The 15,606-nt window shown below is 50.9% G+C and carries 17 protein-coding genes; 6 read left to right on the forward strand and 11 right to left on the reverse strand.

The annotated features are described in order from the left end of the window. The first annotated feature begins 196 nt into the window (after window positions 1-196). The 4 genes from HF324_RS17645 to HF324_RS17660 all read left to right on the forward strand — a co-directional run bounded on the left by HF324_RS17645 (window position 197) and on the right by HF324_RS17660 (window position 6,457). Window positions 197-2,338, forward strand: a complete 2,142-nt coding sequence (locus HF324_RS17645; RefSeq protein ID WP_168860377.1) for a DPP IV N-terminal domain-containing protein — start codon at window positions 197-199, stop codon at window positions 2,336-2,338. A 97-nt stretch (window positions 2,339-2,435) separates the two neighbouring features. Continuing rightward, entirely contained in the window at window positions 2,436-4,547 is a 2,112-nt protein-coding gene (locus HF324_RS17650; RefSeq protein ID WP_168860378.1) for a sigma-54-dependent Fis family transcriptional regulator, read from the forward strand. Window positions 4,548-4,700: 153 nt separating this feature from the next. After that, window positions 4,701-5,456 (forward strand): SDR family oxidoreductase, encoded by a 756-nt coding sequence (locus HF324_RS17655; protein ID WP_168860379.1) that lies wholly within the window; start codon window positions 4,701-4,703, stop codon window positions 5,454-5,456. A 77-nt stretch (window positions 5,457-5,533) separates the two neighbouring features. Continuing rightward, window positions 5,534-6,457 carry a phosphatase PAP2 family protein gene (locus HF324_RS17660; RefSeq protein ID WP_168803734.1) on the forward strand — a complete coding sequence of 308 codons (924 nt, stop codon included), beginning with the start codon at window positions 5,534-5,536 and terminating at the stop codon, window positions 6,455-6,457. Here the strand turns inward: HF324_RS17660 and HF324_RS17665 are convergent. The 5 genes from HF324_RS17665 to HF324_RS17685 are packed head-to-tail and all read right to left on the reverse strand — an operon-like array spanning window position 6,347 to window position 9,865. Beyond that, a complete protein-coding gene (locus HF324_RS17665; RefSeq protein WP_168860380.1) occupies window positions 6,347-7,069 on the reverse strand; it encodes a sigma-70 family RNA polymerase sigma factor in 723 nt (240 codons plus the stop codon). The two genes, HF324_RS17660 and HF324_RS17665, sit on opposite strands and share 111 nt — an antisense overlap. Continuing rightward, complete coding sequence (locus HF324_RS17670) at window positions 7,069-7,482, reverse strand: arsenate reductase ArsC (RefSeq protein ID WP_168860381.1); 414 nt, start codon at window positions 7,480-7,482, stop codon at window positions 7,069-7,071. The genes HF324_RS17665 and HF324_RS17670 overlap by 1 nt, the downstream gene beginning before the upstream one ends. A 29-nt stretch (window positions 7,483-7,511) precedes the next feature. Next, window positions 7,512-8,585 (reverse strand): ACR3 family arsenite efflux transporter, encoded by a 1,074-nt coding sequence (gene arsB, locus HF324_RS17675; protein WP_168860382.1) that lies wholly within the window; start codon window positions 8,583-8,585, stop codon window positions 7,512-7,514. A 55-nt stretch (window positions 8,586-8,640) separates the two neighbouring features. Continuing rightward, window positions 8,641-9,480, reverse strand: a complete 840-nt coding sequence (locus tag HF324_RS17680) for an arsenite methyltransferase (protein WP_168803738.1) — start codon at window positions 9,478-9,480, stop codon at window positions 8,641-8,643. Window positions 9,481-9,535: 55 nt separating this feature from the next. Further along, entirely contained in the window at window positions 9,536-9,865 is a 330-nt protein-coding gene (locus tag HF324_RS17685; protein ID WP_168803739.1) for an ArsR/SmtB family transcription factor, read from the reverse strand. Between the two features lie 342 nt (window positions 9,866-10,207). Between HF324_RS17685 and HF324_RS17690 the strand changes: the two genes are divergently transcribed. Beyond that, complete coding sequence (locus HF324_RS17690; protein WP_168803740.1) at window positions 10,208-10,558, forward strand: immunity 51 family protein; 351 nt, start codon at window positions 10,208-10,210, stop codon at window positions 10,556-10,558. A 7-nt stretch (window positions 10,559-10,565) separates the two neighbouring features. Here HF324_RS17690 and HF324_RS17695 read toward each other — a convergent pair whose 3' ends face one another. The 3 genes from HF324_RS17695 to HF324_RS17705 are packed head-to-tail and all read right to left on the reverse strand — an operon-like array spanning window position 10,566 to window position 12,995. Continuing rightward, window positions 10,566-11,333 carry an ABC transporter permease gene (locus HF324_RS17695; protein WP_168803741.1) on the reverse strand — a complete coding sequence of 256 codons (768 nt, stop codon included), beginning with the start codon at window positions 11,331-11,333 and terminating at the stop codon, window positions 10,566-10,568. A 1-nt stretch (window position 11,334) separates the two neighbouring features. Further along, entirely contained in the window at window positions 11,335-12,102 is a 768-nt protein-coding gene (locus tag HF324_RS17700) for an ABC transporter ATP-binding protein (RefSeq protein ID WP_168803742.1), read from the reverse strand. Window positions 12,103-12,113: 11 nt separating this feature from the next. Then, window positions 12,114-12,995: a pentapeptide repeat-containing protein gene (locus tag HF324_RS17705; RefSeq protein WP_168803743.1), complete on the reverse strand. Its 882-nt coding sequence runs from the start codon at window positions 12,993-12,995 to the stop codon at window positions 12,114-12,116. Window positions 12,996-13,377: 382 nt separating this feature from the next. Here HF324_RS17705 and HF324_RS17710 point away from each other — a divergent pair, with 382 nt between their 5' ends. Beyond that, entirely contained in the window at window positions 13,378-14,322 is a 945-nt protein-coding gene (locus tag HF324_RS17710; protein WP_168860383.1) for a terpene synthase family protein, read from the forward strand. A 5-nt stretch (window positions 14,323-14,327) separates the two neighbouring features. Here the strand turns inward: HF324_RS17710 and HF324_RS17715 are convergent, their stop codons facing one another. From HF324_RS17715 to HF324_RS17725, 3 genes are read right to left on the reverse strand one after another with little or no spacing between them, the layout of a single operon-like run. Further along, on the reverse strand, window positions 14,328-14,636 hold the full coding sequence (locus HF324_RS17715) for a putative immunity protein (protein WP_168860384.1): 309 nt from the start codon (window positions 14,634-14,636) through the stop codon (window positions 14,328-14,330). Between the two features lie 16 nt (window positions 14,637-14,652). Beyond that, window positions 14,653-15,159, reverse strand: coding sequence for a hypothetical protein (locus HF324_RS17720; protein WP_168860385.1), 507 nt, complete (start codon window positions 15,157-15,159; stop codon window positions 14,653-14,655). Continuing rightward, on the reverse strand, window positions 15,143-15,559 hold the full coding sequence (locus HF324_RS17725; protein ID WP_220101197.1) for an EbsA family protein: 417 nt from the start codon (window positions 15,557-15,559) through the stop codon (window positions 15,143-15,145). Before HF324_RS17725 ends, HF324_RS17720 begins: the two co-directional genes overlap by 17 nt. Window positions 15,560-15,606: the final 47 nt, after the last annotated feature.

Below are 15,606 nucleotides of genomic sequence, written 5' to 3' on the forward strand. Positions count from 1 at the left end.
CCTAGCGAGCTACATAGTAAACCAATATGTCTATTTTCATTGCCCAATAGCGATGTTTAAATGGGAGTCCATCCTCAAAATACAGGAGAATATTTGCTGAAGCCGTAGTTAATATACGGTCATCATTCATCAATAACCGCTAACACCTGCCCGCAGCGATCACTATATTTATGCGTGAAAAGCATACGACAGACATATGAAACATCGCCTATTTTGGAGTGTAGTTACGGCCTGCAACCTTTACGGGGCTGCGCTTTCGGCGCAACAGCTTTCCCGGAAGCCTTACCTGCCGGACCATGCAGCGGTCATGGAACGTTACCGTAAAGTACAACTTCTGGACAGCCTTACACGCAGAAAGGTATTCCGGCATAACGTGGAGGCCGGCTGGCTCCCCGGCGGAGAACAGTTCTGGTATACCGTCGGTAACAGTAAAGACACTACGAAGACTTATTACCTGGTACAAGCCGCTACAGGACGCAAAAAAGAAATAAAAGACACTGCAGCACAAAACCGCCTGATCGCTGCCGGCACACCGTCATCCCAGGTAGCACAAAGAGGACCGTCCAGATGGCAGGACTTCGAAACAGATTCCGTATCTCCCGATAAACAATGGATAGCCCGGATCATTAACGGTAACGTATATATTCAATCTACCCGTGACAGCGCGCTGACGCGGCTGACCACCAACGGCGCCGACACTGCCCGGGCAGCCCGCTATGAAGCGTTGGCATGGTCTCCCGACAGCAAATATGTGGTAGGGTATCTTACCCGGCCGGTTACCGATTCGGCGGCCTATTACGTGCTGACGGACGTCGCCGGCACTACCCGCGGACAGCTTCGCTCCCATCCTTATAAACAACCAGGAGATCCTTTCCCCGCCTATCAGATGTATATATTTTCGATCGCGGATAAAAAGGTGGTGCGTACTGATGCGGAAGCGCTGGATTTTTTTGGTCCGCCTGTATTACATTGGCGGCATAAGGCCCCCCGCTATTTTTTATATGAAAAGGTGGACCGCGGCCACCAGCGTTTCCGGGTGATTGAAGTGGACGCACTTACCGGCGCCACCCGTACCGTTTTAGATGAACAGGCGCCCACTTTTATCTATGAGTCACGCCTCTATACCCATTATCTGCCGGAGACCAACGAAATGTTGTGGACGTCCGAAAAAGACGGCTGGCGGCATATTTACCTCGTCAACACCCTCACCGGGGCGGTAAAGAACCAGGTCACCCGCGGCGAATGGGTGGTACGTGGCATCGACAGCGTGGATACAGCCAAAAGGGAGGTATGGTTTCGTGCAGGTGGCATGGAGCCGGGAGAAGATCCCTACTTCATTCATTACTATCGTATCGGTTTCGATGGGCAGCACCTCCTCAAACTTACACCGGCGGCAGGTAACCACCAGGTATCCTTTTCGCCCGACAGGAAATATTATATTGATAAATACTCGCAGGTAAATGTTCCCCCGGTGAATGAACTGCGCCGTACTGCCGATGCCAAACTCATTACGATAGCAGAACGGGCCGATGTCAGCGCCTGGCGGTCTACCGGCGTTCCTTTCCCCGTACCGTTCCACGCAAAAGGCCGGGACGGGCAAACAGACATATGGGGCATTATGTGCCGCCCTTCTGATTATGACAGCACACGGCGATATCCCATTATCGAGAATATCTACGCCGGTCCGCATGATGCATTTGTGCCGAAAAGTTTTATGAGCTACTATACAGACATGCAGCGCCTGGCGGACCTGGGCTTTGTAGTAGTCCAGATAGACGGTATGGGTACTGCCAACCGCTCCAAGGCATTTCATGACGTATGCTGGAAAAAACTGTCAGATGCCGGTTTTCCCGACCGTATCCGCTGGATCAAAGCACTGGCAGAAAAATATCCCTTCGCAGACACAACACGTGTAGGGCTATACGGCACTTCTGCCGGCGGCCAAAATGCACTCGGCGGCCTGCTCTTTCATCCGGAGTTTTACAAAGCGGCGGTGGCTTCCTGCGGCTGCCACGATAACCGCGTGGACAAACAGTGGTGGAACGAACAATGGATGGGTTATCCGGTAGGGAAACATTATGAAGAACAGTCCAACGTCACCAATGCCGGCAAGCTGAAAGGCGACCTGTTGCTGGGCGAAGCAGATACCAATGTGCCGCCGGAGTCTACTTATCGCGTTGTCAACGCGCTGATCAAAAGCAACAAAACGTTCGAATTCCTTCCCATACCAGGAATGGGGCACAGCGACGGCGGTCCGTATGGACGGACTAAACGCAATGACTTCTTTGTGCGGCATCTGCTGAAAGCCACACCGCCGGACAGGAACAACAATGAATAGTTTCCCGCAGAGAAGCGCTCCCGCTTCAGAAGCAGCGCTTCTCCGTGTTGACGTAAAAGTCTTATTCATTATATTTATCCTGTCTTAATGTGCGCCCATGAAAAAAGAAAAATTACAGGGACCGGAGCAGCCTGTTCTTTCCAAAGCCGTGCTGGAACAGGAAAGGAAGATGTTACTGGACCTCGGTAATGACATCACCCGCGTCAGGGATAAAAATGATCTGCTGCTCCTTTTCTCCAGGCGGCTCAAACGATATTTCTATTTCACGCACACGATCGTCACCCTCATCGATGAAAAGGGCGGCACCTACACGCCTTTCCTGCTGGACAATGAATACTCTCCTATCCGCACCCACCCGAAATACACACAACTCGCCACTGCCCGTTTCCCGTTGAATGAACCTTTTATACAGGCGGTATTACAGGCCGACGGCCCTATCTCGTTTCTGCTGGAAGACGTGATGGACCGGCCGGGCAGCCCAGTCTTCCTTAAAGTGAATTATGAGGAAGGCGTGCGGGAAATACTGATGACGAAGATCATGATGGAAGACAAGCCTGTGGGCTTCATCCACCTGTATACCGACAAACCCGGAAGTTTCACCCGCGAGTTCCGGAGTGTGATCAATGGTATTATTCCCCAGTTATCGGGCGCTGTCTCCAACATCCTTAAAAACGAAGAGATCTATAGGACAGAGAGGGAGAAATCCTTTCTGCTGGACTTCAGCAATGAAATAGCCCAGGTCCGGTCCAAGCCGGAGCTGCAGGCTGCTATCTTCAAGGTGTTGGATAAAACCATGCACACTCAGCTGGCCATGATCCGGGTAATTGACGACGACGGCATTCACCTTTCGATGTTTATGTGCGATCCCACGTTGTTTGGCGGCGCCAGGGCTTTTGAACAGATGTCCGGCACACAGATTACGGTAGACGAACCTTACACCTCGAAGGTACTGGCCAGTAAAGAAGGACTGGTCTTCAGCGTTGCGGAGGAAATAAAAAACGGTAACGACTATGCGAAGCTATGGGCTACTACCGGCCGGAAAAATATGTACAGCTTTCCCCTGCGGGTGGGCGACCGCAATATAGGCACCATCTGGATGCTGGCCAACCAACTCAGCAAGTTGCTGCTGAGAGGTATCTGTGCGCAGATATCGATCGCTATTGCCAACATTCAGGCCAACGAAAAACTGCTGGCCTATAAAAAACAGCTGGAAAATGAAAACGACTATCTGAAAGAACAGATCAGGACAATCTATAATTTCTCCGAAATAGTAGGCAACGGGGCTGCCATGCAGGAGGTTTACCGGCTGATATCACTGGTGGCGACATCGGGAACCACGGTACTGGTGCATGGTGAAACAGGCACCGGCAAAGAGCTGATTGCCCGCGCCATTCACAATGCATCTGCCCGGAAGGACAAACTGATGGTAAAAGTCAATTGCGCTGCCTTACCAGCCAATCTGATAGAGAGCGAACTGTTCGGCCACGAACGGGGCGCCTTCACCGGCGCTACGGAAAAACATATCGGCAAATTTGAGCTGGCGGACAAGAGCACGCTGTTTCTCGACGAAATCGGCGAACTGCCGTTAGAAGCACAGGCTAAACTGCTGCGCGTTATCCAGGAGCGCGAGCTCGAAAGAGTGGGCGGTAAACAAACCATCCGGGTGGACGTGCGGTTGATCGCAGCTACTAACCGGAACCTGGAAGAAGCCGTCAGAGCGGGCCAGTTCCGGGAAGACCTCTACTACCGGCTGAACGTATTCCCTGTCCGGTTACCACCGCTGCGGGAACGGCCGGAAGACATCGAACCGCTGGCAAATTTCTTCGTGAAAAAATACGCCCGGAATGCCGGCAGGAAAATAGCCCGGATCTCCGTCAAAGCGATACAACAGCTCCGTCATTACAGCTGGCCTGGCAACGTGCGTGAACTGGAGCACATGATAGAACGCAGCGTACTGCTAGCCACTGATGGGGTACTGAATGACATTTTCATTCCCCCGAAAATTACAGCAGAAAAACAAAGCCCCGCACCTGCTGCCAACCGGTCGCTCGAAGAAGTGGAACGCAGCTATATCATAGAAGTCCTCAAACGCTGCCACGGAAAGATCTCCGGCATCGGCGGCGCAGCAGAAATTCTACGGGTGCCCGGCAATACCCTTCACTCCAAAATGAAAAAACTGGGTATCACCAAAGCAGATTACTTCTCCTGACAGTCATTCACTTTATATCGTGAGTGTTTTCGTGTTTTCACGATATAAAGTGAAAAAGAAAATGCATCAATCGACACAACGATATAATTATCAATATTTTACATTTTCGGCATATGGCTGGCGTTACTGACTGCAAACTAAAAATTCAAACTTATGAAAATCGTAGTCATCGGAGGCACAGGTCTCATCGGCAGCAAAGTAGTCGCTAAAATCCGCCAGGCAGGTCACGAGGTGATAGCAGCATCACCGGCAACAGGTATCAATACCATCACCGGCGAAGGGCTGGACGAAGCGCTGGCCGGCACAGACGTGGTGATAGACCTCGCCAACTCCCCTTCCTTTGAGGACAAAGCGGTGCTGGAATTTTTTCAGACCGCCGGCCGAAACCTGATGGCAGCGGAAGTGAAAGCCGGGGTGAAGCATCACCTGGCATTATCTATCGTTGGCGTGGAGCTTATGCAGGAAAGCGGCTATATGCGCGCCAAGAATGTGCAGGAAGAGCTGATCAGGCAATCCGGCGTACCTTATACCATTATCCGCAGCACACAGTTCTTCGAATTCATTGGTGGCATCGCCCAACAGGCAACGGACGGCAATGTGGTACATATATCAGATCTTCAGTTCCAACCTATCGCAGCTGAAGATGTGGCCACCTTTGTAGCTGAAGCAGCACTGTCAGCGCCTGTCAACGGTATACAGGAGATCGCCGGCCCCGGCCGTTTTACCATGCCCGAACTGGTGACCCGCTACCTGGAAGCCACCAATGATCCCCGCCAGGTAGAGGCCAATCAAAACCTGCAATACTATGGCGCCCGCATTAGTTATGCAGCGCTGGTCCCCGCAGGACAGGCTAAACTGGGCGCCATTGATGTTGAGCACTGGATGAGCAGCCAGCTGGCCAAAGCCTAAAGGCACACTATGCTCCGGTTGCGTCCTTTTCCGGTATTCTCCGTCATAGGTTAAATACATTTTTTAACCACTAAATCATGACGAAAATGAAACACCGGAAAAGGACTTTGTACTTCCTGCTGATTATTGCCGCTACAGGCTTCCTGTTGAGCGCATTCCGGATCACCTCCGGCCGTATCCATCCTCTGGAAGCGGTCGACCATCACTATAAAACACTCGCCGCACTGAATCCGCGCCCCAACGATAGCCGCGCATGGATGGATACGATCAGGTATCCCTGGCCGGAGTACGGCAAAGGCGCCATCAGCAATATGCTGTGGCGGACCACTTATCTCAGCCCGGAGGAAGAATCAAAACTGGCGGTCCTGATTCATGCACCAGCCAACAGCTCAGACCAAACGCGCGCTGAACTGGATTATATGCTGCAGCTGCAGAAAAACAGAACGCCCGAAGAAACGGAACGCGCCCGATACATCGCCAACATTGGCTCCTGGCCGAACATACTAAACCCGGAGGATCCCGACTATCAGTTGAACCGGCAACAGCTATTTTATATTGCCTCCCCTGTCGGAGAATGGTATAACGACAGGAATTTTCCGGCTACCGCAGCATTGCTGTTGAAGTGTATCCAGGATATACGGGTAACGGAGTTCCGGTTAAAATGGACCTTCAAACGTCCACGCCCTTATCACCTGGAACCGGCATTAAAACCGCTGGCCCGGATCAGTTCACCCTCCTTTGCCAGCGGTCATTCGCTCTGGGCATTTTCGGAAGCATTTGTATTCGCAGAGATTATCCCGGAAAAAAGGGCCGCATTTCTTAAAATGGCGGAAGAAGTGCGCTGGTCACGGGAACTGATGGGGATACACTATCCCAGTGATAACGAAGCATCACGGGTCGTTAGCTGGCATCTGCTCAATGCCTGGCATAAAAATCCCTTGTTCGTAGCAGATCTGGAAAAGGCACGAAAAGAATGGAAGGAGAAGAAAGAGACCTTTTGATACTAACGTATACGACCAAACGCGCCTTCCTGGCAGAAGGCGCGTTTTTACTTCAACAAAACTTACCCCGGGGGATGAATGATCGCAACAGGACAGGATATTACCGTACTTGTCAAATTCATATTCACAACATTGCAGAATCATCTCCTTTAGCCGCTGCCTGGCCCGCTGTACCCTCGATTTAGCACCGGATGCAGATATGCCCGATATTTCAGCGTATTGTTTCTGCGTGTAGCCGTTGAGGTCCGTCAATGTCAGGGCTTGCCGGTATATTGGCGGCAACGCAGCCACCATAGGCCTGAGGCAATCAGCCAGTTTGTACTCATCTCCGGGATGCATAATTTCATCTGCAGCTTCCGGCCCGTACACCGCTGATACCTGCCGGCCATTCTGCCTGCGCCGGTGATGATCTGTAATGACATTGCTTGCCACACGATACAGATATGCCCTGATATTATCGGCAGCACTCACTTTAGCAGAATTGACATACACCTTCATAAATACTTCCTGTAGCAGGTCCTTGCATACGGAATCGTCTCCGGTCTGCCTGCAGATGAATTTTTCCAGCTCGTTGCTGAACTGTTGCCATATGGCGGTTACCGGCTGTTGCATTACAGGTTGGTTGCTACGAAATTTTGCGTGTAATCTTTGATAATTTGCCTTACCGTTCTGAACTGCTGCATGATCTCTTCTTCCGTCCCTGTAGCTTTGGCCGGATCGGGGAAGTTCTCATGGAATTTCTGTGCAGTGGAGGGAAAGAAAGGACATCTTTCCTTCGCGTTGTCGCAGACGGTGATCACATAGTCAAAGGGGATATCCCGGTATTCTGCGATGTTATTGGAAGTATGGCCGGAAATATCGATACCGTCTTCCGCCATGGTGGCGATGGCCCGTGGATTGACCCCATGCGTTTCCACGCCGGCGCTGTAAACTTCCGCCTTTTCCCCGGCGAAATGTTTTAAATAGCCTTCCGCTATCTGGCTGCGGCAGCTGTTGCCGGTACAAAGGACCAGTATTCTTTTCATGTCTTGAGAGATATTAATGTCTGAAAATATTAAGCGTTTATACTGTTGGCAGCAGGGTACCATTTTCTGCGAAGCCAGAAGGCTACGTTCACCAGGGCGATGAGTGCGGGGACTTCCACCAACGGCCCGATCACTCCCACGAAGGCCTGACCTGAATTGATGCCGAATACGCCTATCGCCACAGCGATAGCCAGTTCAAAGTTATTTCCGGCAGCGGTGAATGCAATGGATGTATTCCGGGAATAGTCGGCGCCCATCGTCTTCCCCAGCAGAAAACTCACCAGGAACATGATGATAAAATAGATCATCAGCGGGACCGCTATCCTGATGACATCGAAAGGTATCTGCACGATCAGCTCTCCTTTAAGGCTGAACATTACCACGATGGTAAACAAAAGGGCGATCAGCGTGACCGGCGAAATGAATGGAACATATTTTTCCCGGAACCACTTCTCTCCTTTCCATGCGATCAGGCCATACCGGCTGATGATACCGGCGGCAAACGGAATACCCAGGTAAATGCCAACGCTTTTTGCGATCTCTCCGATGGACACCGCCACGGTGATCCCTTTCATGCCGAAAACACCAGGCAACCAGGTGATAAAGATATAGGCATAGACACTGTATAACAATACCTGGAAAATGCTGTTCAACGCCACCAACCCTGCAGCATACTCCCTGTTGCCTTCTGCCAGTTCATTCCAAACGATCACCATCGCTATACACCTGGCGAGCCCGATCAGAATAAGTCCTGTCATGTATTCAGGGTAGCCGCGCAGAAACAGTACCGCCAGCACGAACATGAGTATAGGACCTATCACCCAGTTCAGCAGCAGGGAAACGGACAACACCCTCGTGTTGCGGAATACCTCGCCCATCTGCTCATATTTCACTTTAGCCAGTGGAGGATACATCATCAGGATCAGTCCAATGGCCAGCGGAATGTTGGTGGTACCGGATGAAAAGGAATTGATGAATCCTGATGATGCCGGAAAGAAATAGCCGATGCTGACGCCAAGCGCCATCGCAAGGAATATCCATAATGTAAGATACCGGTCTAAAAAACGCAGCTCTTTACGTTGAGCCGGGTGACAGTTTTGCATGTTGTTATTATGTATTTGGTTTCAGGTACCCACAGGTAATATAAATTGGAATCGGTCAGCAGCAGCCCGGAGGACAGCAGGCAGCATCCGCCGGCTTTTCAGCATAAACGGTAATGCTGTATATGCCTGTAGTGCCTGAACGGAATGCAGCGATTTCTTCCGCGCTCAGGTAGTTGGCCAGGATATCATCCGGAATGGTGATGGTCTTCTCTTTCTGGATGGTGATGTTTTTAAACCCGTTGTTTTTGATCATGTCCAGGTATTCCTGCTGCTGTACAGCGCCGGATACGCAGCCGGCATACATTTCCGCAGCCTGTTGAATAGTGGCCGGCAAAGTCCCCTGCAATACGATATCTGAAATACTGAAATGACCACCGGGCTTCAGTACCCGGAATATTTCCCTGATGACGCCGTTTTTATTGGGCACCAGGTTCAGCACACAGTTGCTTACCACTACGTCCGCAGTGTTTGCGGTGACCGGCATTTTCTCAATATCCCCCTGGCGGAACTCCACGTTATTGAACTGCAGTTTCTCCGCATTCGCCCGGGCCTTATCAATCATGGCCGGCGTAAAATCAATACCGATTACCTTTCCTGTTTCACCGGTTTCCTGCCGGGCGATAAAACAGTCGTTGCCCGCTCCGGAACCAAGATCGATCACCGTATCACCTTTTTTAATTTTTGCAAATTGTGTTGGCAGTCCGCAGCCCAGGCCCAGGTCGGCGTCCGGGTTGTAACCTTGCAGCGAGGAGTAATCGTCACTCATGATATTGTACACCTCCGTGGAGCAGCATCCGGAACCGCAACAGGAAGCCGCGTTGGTGGCCTTGTCCTGCAAAGCGATCTCACTGTATTTCTGTCTCACGATCTCCTTCATTTGTTCATCGGTAGTCATCACTTATAAATTATCGTATTATTGCAATATTGCGATATATAAAAGCAAAAAAATATCAGCAGCAGGTATTCTGCAGGTCGACGTCTTTAAAGAACGCATTAAAAAGCTCCTTGTATTGCTTCCAGATTTTGGGGTTGATGCAATAGCACACGCTCGCTCCTTCTATGGAACCCTGTATGATGCCGGCTGTCTTCAGCTCTTTCAGGTGCTGGGAAGTAGTGGCCTGTGCCAGGCCCAGTTCTTCTACCAGGTCGCCGCACACACAGGCATTCTTTTTCACGAGGTACTGCAGGATCGCAATACGTGCCGGATGCGCCAAAGCCTTGGCCATGGCAGCCATTTCGTTCTGCTGTTGCGTAAAAAGATCTGTTTTCGTTGCACCCATAGATTAATTGTATTATTGCAATATTACGATTAATTTCGTTTTTAAAGAAAAATTTTTCAGGAAACCCATGCATGATAAGATTATAAAAAAACATAGAAGAAATGTGTGCCCGGATGAGAAAAAATGATAAGATTGCACAGCCATCGCCGGCGAACATCAACTTACTCCTTTAATCGCAGGGAAGCATCCAACGGATGCCAACCTGTTAATCAAAAAAGAAGGCACGGGAGTGGAAAAATGTTTTTGACGACTGGTTGGAGCGGCGTGGCGACTAAATACCGGTAAAATACAGGGATGGCATCAAAGCCAACGGAGATGAACATTTTAAATCATTAGCGCAATATGGAAACAACCAATTTTGAAACGGCGATACAGCCATTTTTCTGGGTAGAACACGAAGGCAGCGTGTCCATCTGTCTGAATGTTGGCACGTACAAAGCAGAGGTTTTCCAGGTCCGGGAGGAAGAAGGTTTTGAGGGAAACGGATATGACTGGGCGTCTTTAGCCCATGTTTTCTTACAAGAACAAAAACCGGCATTAGCCGGCATTGTTAAATTTGACCCCGAAGCGGATATGTTTTGCGCCTATTCGCTCAACAAAGAGGCCTTGAAAGAATTTGCGCTTTCCTTCAAAGAGGCATGTGAAAACAACACGCTGATAAAGGATTTGTTTTCACGGGCTGAACTGGACTAGCCATCCGCTACCCTCGTTTATTATACACCCGCATGGCGAAGGCATAAGCTACAAGCATAATTCCCAGGCACCACGCCAGCGCCACCCATATTTCACCGTTGACCGGCTGATTGGAAAGCAGCGCCCTGATGGCATTCACCATCGGCGTCAGCGGCTGGTTTTCAGCAAAGGCCCGTACGCCCGCCGGCATAGTGCTGGTAGGCACAAATGCCGAACTGATCAACGGCAGGAAGTGGATCGGATAAGCGATGGCGCTGGCGCCATCCACCGATTTGGCGGACAGTCCGGCGATAGCGGCCACCCAGGTCAGCGCCAGTGTGAACATGGCGAGTATCCCTGCGACGGCCAGCCATGACAGTACCCCTGCGGAGGAACGGAAGCCCATCAGCAGCGCCACCAGCACGATCACGGACACCGAAATCACGTTGGACACCAGCGAGGTCAGCACATGCCCCCATAAGGCAGCGGAACGGGCGATAGGCATGGAGTTGAAACGTTCGAATATTCCCCGTTGCACATCGGTAAACAGGCGGAAAGATACGTACCCGATACTGTTGGCCACCGCGATGAGCATGATGCCCGGCAACAGGTAGTTGACATAGTTGTCAGCACCGCTTTGAATGGCGCCGCCCAGCACGTATACAAACAACAGCATGAGTGCAATGGGCATGATGGTCACCGTAATGATAGTGTCCATGCTGCGGAAGATATGGCGCATGGAACGCCCCAGCATAACGCCCATATCCATGAAATAGTAGTTTTTTGTCGCTTCCATTTTATACAACCTCCTTTTTACCAACGATACTGAGGAAGATCTCTTCCAGCGTCGGCTGTTTTTCAATGTATTCTTTTTGGGCAGGCGGAAACAGCTGCTTCAGCTCTGCGAGCGTACCATTTACAATAATGCGGCCCTTGTGAAGAATGGCGATCCTGTCGGCCAGCTGCTCTGCTTCTTCGAGATACTGAGTGGTCAGGAAGACGGTGGTGCCGCTGTTGGCCATCTCTTTGATGATCTTCCACACCTCAATGCGCGCCTCGGGGTCCAGCCCTGTGGTGGGCTCGTCCAGGAAAATGAGCCGGGATTGTCCCACCAGGCTCATGGCGATATCCAGCCGGCGTCGCATTCCTCCTGAATAAGTGGATGCCCTGCGGTTGGCAGCATCGGTAAGACCGAAACGTTGCAGCAGATCGTCAGCCACCTGGTGTGGCTGCGCGAGGTGCCGCAGCTGCGCGATCATCACCAGGTTCTCCCGGCCGGTCAGGATCTCGTCCACGGCTGCGAACTGGCCGGTCAGGCTGATGGACCGACGCACCCCTTCCGGCTGCGACGCCACATTGAAACCGTTTACCAGGGCAGTTCCTCCATCTTGCCGGAGCAGCGTGGTCAGGATTCTGACGATGGTCGTTTTGCCGGCGCCGTTAGAACCGAGCAAGGCGAAGATGGTGCCCGCCCTGACCTGGAAATCCACGTCCGTAAGTACCGGTACGTTCTTGTAGGATTTCTTCAATCCTCTTACTGAAATAGCGAATTCATTTTGTAACATGTATACTGGATTTATAAAGTGATTAGCGTGATGCCGCTCATATCTGCTTTGCCGTTTTTCAGGAATTCGTACGTCATCCGGTCAGCCTCACAGTTCACAAACCGGAGCGGCTTTAACGTCTTACATTTGAAGAAGGTATTGAAGAGCCTGGCATCCTGGAAGGTCACCCTGGAAAAAGAACAGTTGTCGAAATAACAGTCCTCCAGCGTGCTGCCTTCGAACACCATATCCGCCAGGGATGTATTCACGAAGGAAGTCCGGTTCAACACGGCGTTTGTCATCGTATTTTTTGCGCAGCTGGCAGAATGGAAGCTGGCCCCGGTGAAATCCGCCCCTGAGAAATTGCAGCTTTTAATATGACTTCCGGAGAATTCGGCTTCTCTCAGCGAACATTCTTTAAAGAGGTTGGTATCTATATGGGATTTTTGAAAATGGCTGCCGCTCATATCGGAACCGGAAAAATCGCAACTGCTCACATGATTGCCTTTCAGCAGCAATCCCGCCATGTCTGAGCCGATGAACCTGCAACGCTGCATATTAGACGAGCTGAATTTCTCATGCAGATGCTTCAGGCCGGAAAAGTCAGCATCCACCCAGTTGCCGAGCGACATATCCCAGGCACGCTTTGGTTCGTGCTCCACCGCTGTGGATTCCGCCAGCGGCTGATCCGACTCACCGGCAGCAGAAGGGAAGCCTTCGGAAAAATAGTTGAGATCGACTCCCAGCACTTGTGCCAACCGGTTCATAGTAATAATGTCCGGAATAGACTCACCCCGCTCCCATTTTCCTACCGCCTGCGGACTGATAAAAAGTAATTGAGCCAATTGCGCCTGCGACATGTCTGCCTGTTTTCTTGCTCTGGCAATCTTGCTGCCGATGATTTTAATGTCCATCTGTACTGTTTTGTTTTTCGATAATGCAAAGATATCCGGGTTCATTACAGGACCATCAAAAGCATCGCTACTGTTAGTTGTATGATCGCTACTCCCGGTTGTTTTTCGACAACCGGGAGTAGTAACCATTGATAATCAGTCAGTTTAAATGCTTCCCCTCTTATCGTATAACCGCCGGCCACGGCCGTTCGCCCCCGGGGAATACTATTTGAAGACCTATATATTAAAAACAAAGACACTATGACAACTGCCGGTTGTCCCTGCTGAGGCCATATTGCAGTCTGGAAAGATAACTTAGCCATCGACCCGTCATGTTTGCATGCCTGTTTTATCTATTCCTGTGATCTGTACTCAGTAACCATTTATTAAATCACCTGTCCAAATGGAAATTCCTTTATTGGTATCCCGTTTTCCCGGGATGGAACACCCTCAGAAAAACGAAATCATCGCCGACACCAAACAGTTTTTCAGCACGGAAGCTTTCGATATTCTCGATGAGAATACGCGGCAATACGGAGACTATGTGGCGGCCGGCGCCCTGTATTCTATTTACATTTACCCGCTGGGAGACACCCGGAAGCTGAAGGCAGTGGCCCGCTTTTTTGCCTACTGGGCGCTGATAGACGATCGGTATTTTGACAATTCCACCGACCTGGACGATATCCGCAGGCTGATGGAGCAGTTTGTAGCAGCGATGGAAGGAACGTCCGACGACGAACGCTTTGCACCGGTGCATGCGTTCTGCTCCCGCCCTGACTGGAACGAAGGGACCCTGGCCCTGTTCAGGAACGAGATGAAGAAATACCTCGACGGTATGATGCGCCTCCGCATAGCAGAAGTACAGGAACAGCTGCTTACGGTGGACGAATACCTCCGTTACCGGCATTATAATATCGCTATGTGGGTCATCTTCTCGATATTGTATGATACGCAGGACGACCTGGAGCTGTCTACCTTCCGGCATCCCGGGTTTGCGCACATTTTCGATTGCTCCAGCAGGTGCATCGCTGTGCTGCTTGACCTGTACAATTTAAAAGCGAGAAAAGCAGAGAAATCCGACTACACCAATCTTCTCCGGGTAATGCAGCGTGCCGAAGGGTTGGACGAAGACGCCGCCATCCGCAGGTGTATCCAGTTGTTTTATGATTATGAGCTGGAGATGGAAGAGGCCTGCAACAAGCTGGAGGCTGATTATCCGCGGGAAGTGCTTTATTTTAAGTACGTAGAGTCCGGCTCTGTCAGGTATTGTACCGAGAGCCGCAAAATGCGGTACCGGCAGCTATCGGACGCCGATGAGGACCTGGTCAACGGCCGGACCGTCCTGTAAGCTGGTTAGTTACCAAAAACCGACCAGCAGATGTCATTCCGCAGCCGCTGATCATCGACCACGAGGGCCCGGATTTTTCCCGGCAGCTGGTCCAGTTGCCATTGGCGTTCTTTAACACGGGCTTCTTCCTTTTGATTTTCCGGCGCTGCAGCCACAGCAGCCCTGATGGCATAGGCAGCTGCCCCGAGTTCATGCGCCGCCACATGGGCCACTGCCACCGCCCAGATGGCCAGCAGATGATGGTCTTCATCAGACAGGGTGCCTCCCCGGCGGACAGTAATAAACCTTTCATCCCTGATTTTAGGAAGGATCATATATAGATAGCTGTGTTTACAAAGGAGCCGGTACCAGCGCCATAATAGGGTGCAGAATGGTTTCTTCAAACTCCGCTGCAAGCTGCTCCTGGGCTTTTCCGCCGCCAAAAGCGGGACTGACTTTGTAGCTTCTGATGAGGTGCTGTTTCTTTTTGCCCATGGCATAGTGCCACTCGCCGGACGAGGATCTGGTGAAGATCACGATCTCGTCCAGCGCCATAAGCCGCTTTCTTCCAAAAGGCGGATTTTCCTTGTACACCGCGTTGGTCTCTCTGTCGAATTCATAACGCACGTTGAACCGGAACATATAGTCGACCAAACCGTGGCCCACGAAATAAATCATCAGGGCATAACACACGATCCTGCCAGCTTCACCGATCCGGACATAAAAGATGGCCAGGAAGATGGCAACAACAGCAATGATCCCTGCGTACCAGGCCAGGCTCGATACCAGTCTCCGGTTGGGCTGTAACGAAATCCTGCCGGGTGAGATCACCACATTTAACTTATCCTTTAGACCCATCTGTTGCGATTATTTCCTCGATGTCATTTAAAATACCCTGTATGCCTCTGGCGGTAAACCCTTGCACCAGGGATACTGATTTCTCTTTACCGTCCTTCAGGTAGTATACGTTCAGGGTGGTATTGGTGGTAATAAAATTCTGGCGGAGAGAATACAGTTCAAAATGTTGTATCGCCGAAATCGGTATGGTATAACCGGATTTGATCAGTGCCATCCTTCCACTGATCTCTTTTTTGTCCATGTCGATGACCAGCGATTTTGTAAAAGCACTCAGGACAAAGATGACAGCGCAGGCGGCAAAGATCCATATTACGCCGGGCGATTTTATGTAGATGCCAAGGGCGACGAAAAGCAGCGCCAGTCCTATCACTACAATATTGAACCCTAACTGGGGTTTCATTTTGTACACGTTACCTTCTCTGGTAAAATTTTTGGGTTGTTCCATTG

This window comes from Chitinophaga oryzae (genome assembly GCF_012516375.2).
GTDB classification, from domain to species: Bacteria; Bacteroidota; Bacteroidia; order Chitinophagales; family Chitinophagaceae; genus Chitinophaga; species Chitinophaga oryzae.

What these genes read in the sequence shown, in the direction of transcription:
- HF324_RS17645 (WP_168860377.1), top strand. Translation starts at nt 197, where the DNA reads ATGAAACATCGCCTATTTTGGAGTGTAGTTACGGCCTGCAACCTTTAC.
- HF324_RS17650 (WP_168860378.1), top strand. Translation starts at nt 2,436, where the DNA reads ATGAAAAAAGAAAAATTACAGGGACCGGAGCAGCCTGTTCTTTCCAAA.
- HF324_RS17655 (WP_168860379.1), top strand. Translation starts at nt 4,701, where the DNA reads ATGAAAATCGTAGTCATCGGAGGCACAGGTCTCATCGGCAGCAAAGTA.
- HF324_RS17660 (WP_168803734.1), top strand. Translation starts at nt 5,534, where the DNA reads ATGACGAAAATGAAACACCGGAAAAGGACTTTGTACTTCCTGCTGATT.
- HF324_RS17665 (WP_168860380.1), bottom strand. Translation starts at nt 7,069, where the DNA reads ATGCAACAGCCGGTAACCGCCATATGGCAACAGTTCAGCAACGAGCTG.
- HF324_RS17670 (WP_168860381.1), bottom strand. Translation starts at nt 7,482, where the DNA reads ATGAAAAGAATACTGGTCCTTTGTACCGGCAACAGCTGCCGCAGCCAG.
- arsB (WP_168860382.1), bottom strand. Translation starts at nt 8,585, where the DNA reads ATGCAAAACTGTCACCCGGCTCAACGTAAAGAGCTGCGTTTTTTAGAC.
- HF324_RS17680 (WP_168803738.1), bottom strand. Translation starts at nt 9,480, where the DNA reads ATGACTACCGATGAACAAATGAAGGAGATCGTGAGACAGAAATACAGT.
- HF324_RS17685 (WP_168803739.1), bottom strand. Translation starts at nt 9,865, where the DNA reads ATGGGTGCAACGAAAACAGATCTTTTTACGCAACAGCAGAACGAAATG.
- HF324_RS17690 (WP_168803740.1), top strand. Translation starts at nt 10,208, where the DNA reads ATGGAAACAACCAATTTTGAAACGGCGATACAGCCATTTTTCTGGGTA.
- HF324_RS17695 (WP_168803741.1), bottom strand. Translation starts at nt 11,333, where the DNA reads ATGGAAGCGACAAAAAACTACTATTTCATGGATATGGGCGTTATGCTG.
- HF324_RS17700 (WP_168803742.1), bottom strand. Translation starts at nt 12,102, where the DNA reads ATGTTACAAAATGAATTCGCTATTTCAGTAAGAGGATTGAAGAAATCC.
- HF324_RS17705 (WP_168803743.1), bottom strand. Translation starts at nt 12,995, where the DNA reads ATGGACATTAAAATCATCGGCAGCAAGATTGCCAGAGCAAGAAAACAG.
- HF324_RS17710 (WP_168860383.1), top strand. Translation starts at nt 13,378, where the DNA reads ATGGAAATTCCTTTATTGGTATCCCGTTTTCCCGGGATGGAACACCCT.
- HF324_RS17715 (WP_168860384.1), bottom strand. Translation starts at nt 14,636, where the DNA reads ATGATCCTTCCTAAAATCAGGGATGAAAGGTTTATTACTGTCCGCCGG.
- HF324_RS17720 (WP_168860385.1), bottom strand. Translation starts at nt 15,159, where the DNA reads ATGGGTCTAAAGGATAAGTTAAATGTGGTGATCTCACCCGGCAGGATT.
- HF324_RS17725 (WP_220101197.1), bottom strand. Translation starts at nt 15,559, where the DNA reads ATGAAACCCCAGTTAGGGTTCAATATTGTAGTGATAGGACTGGCGCTG.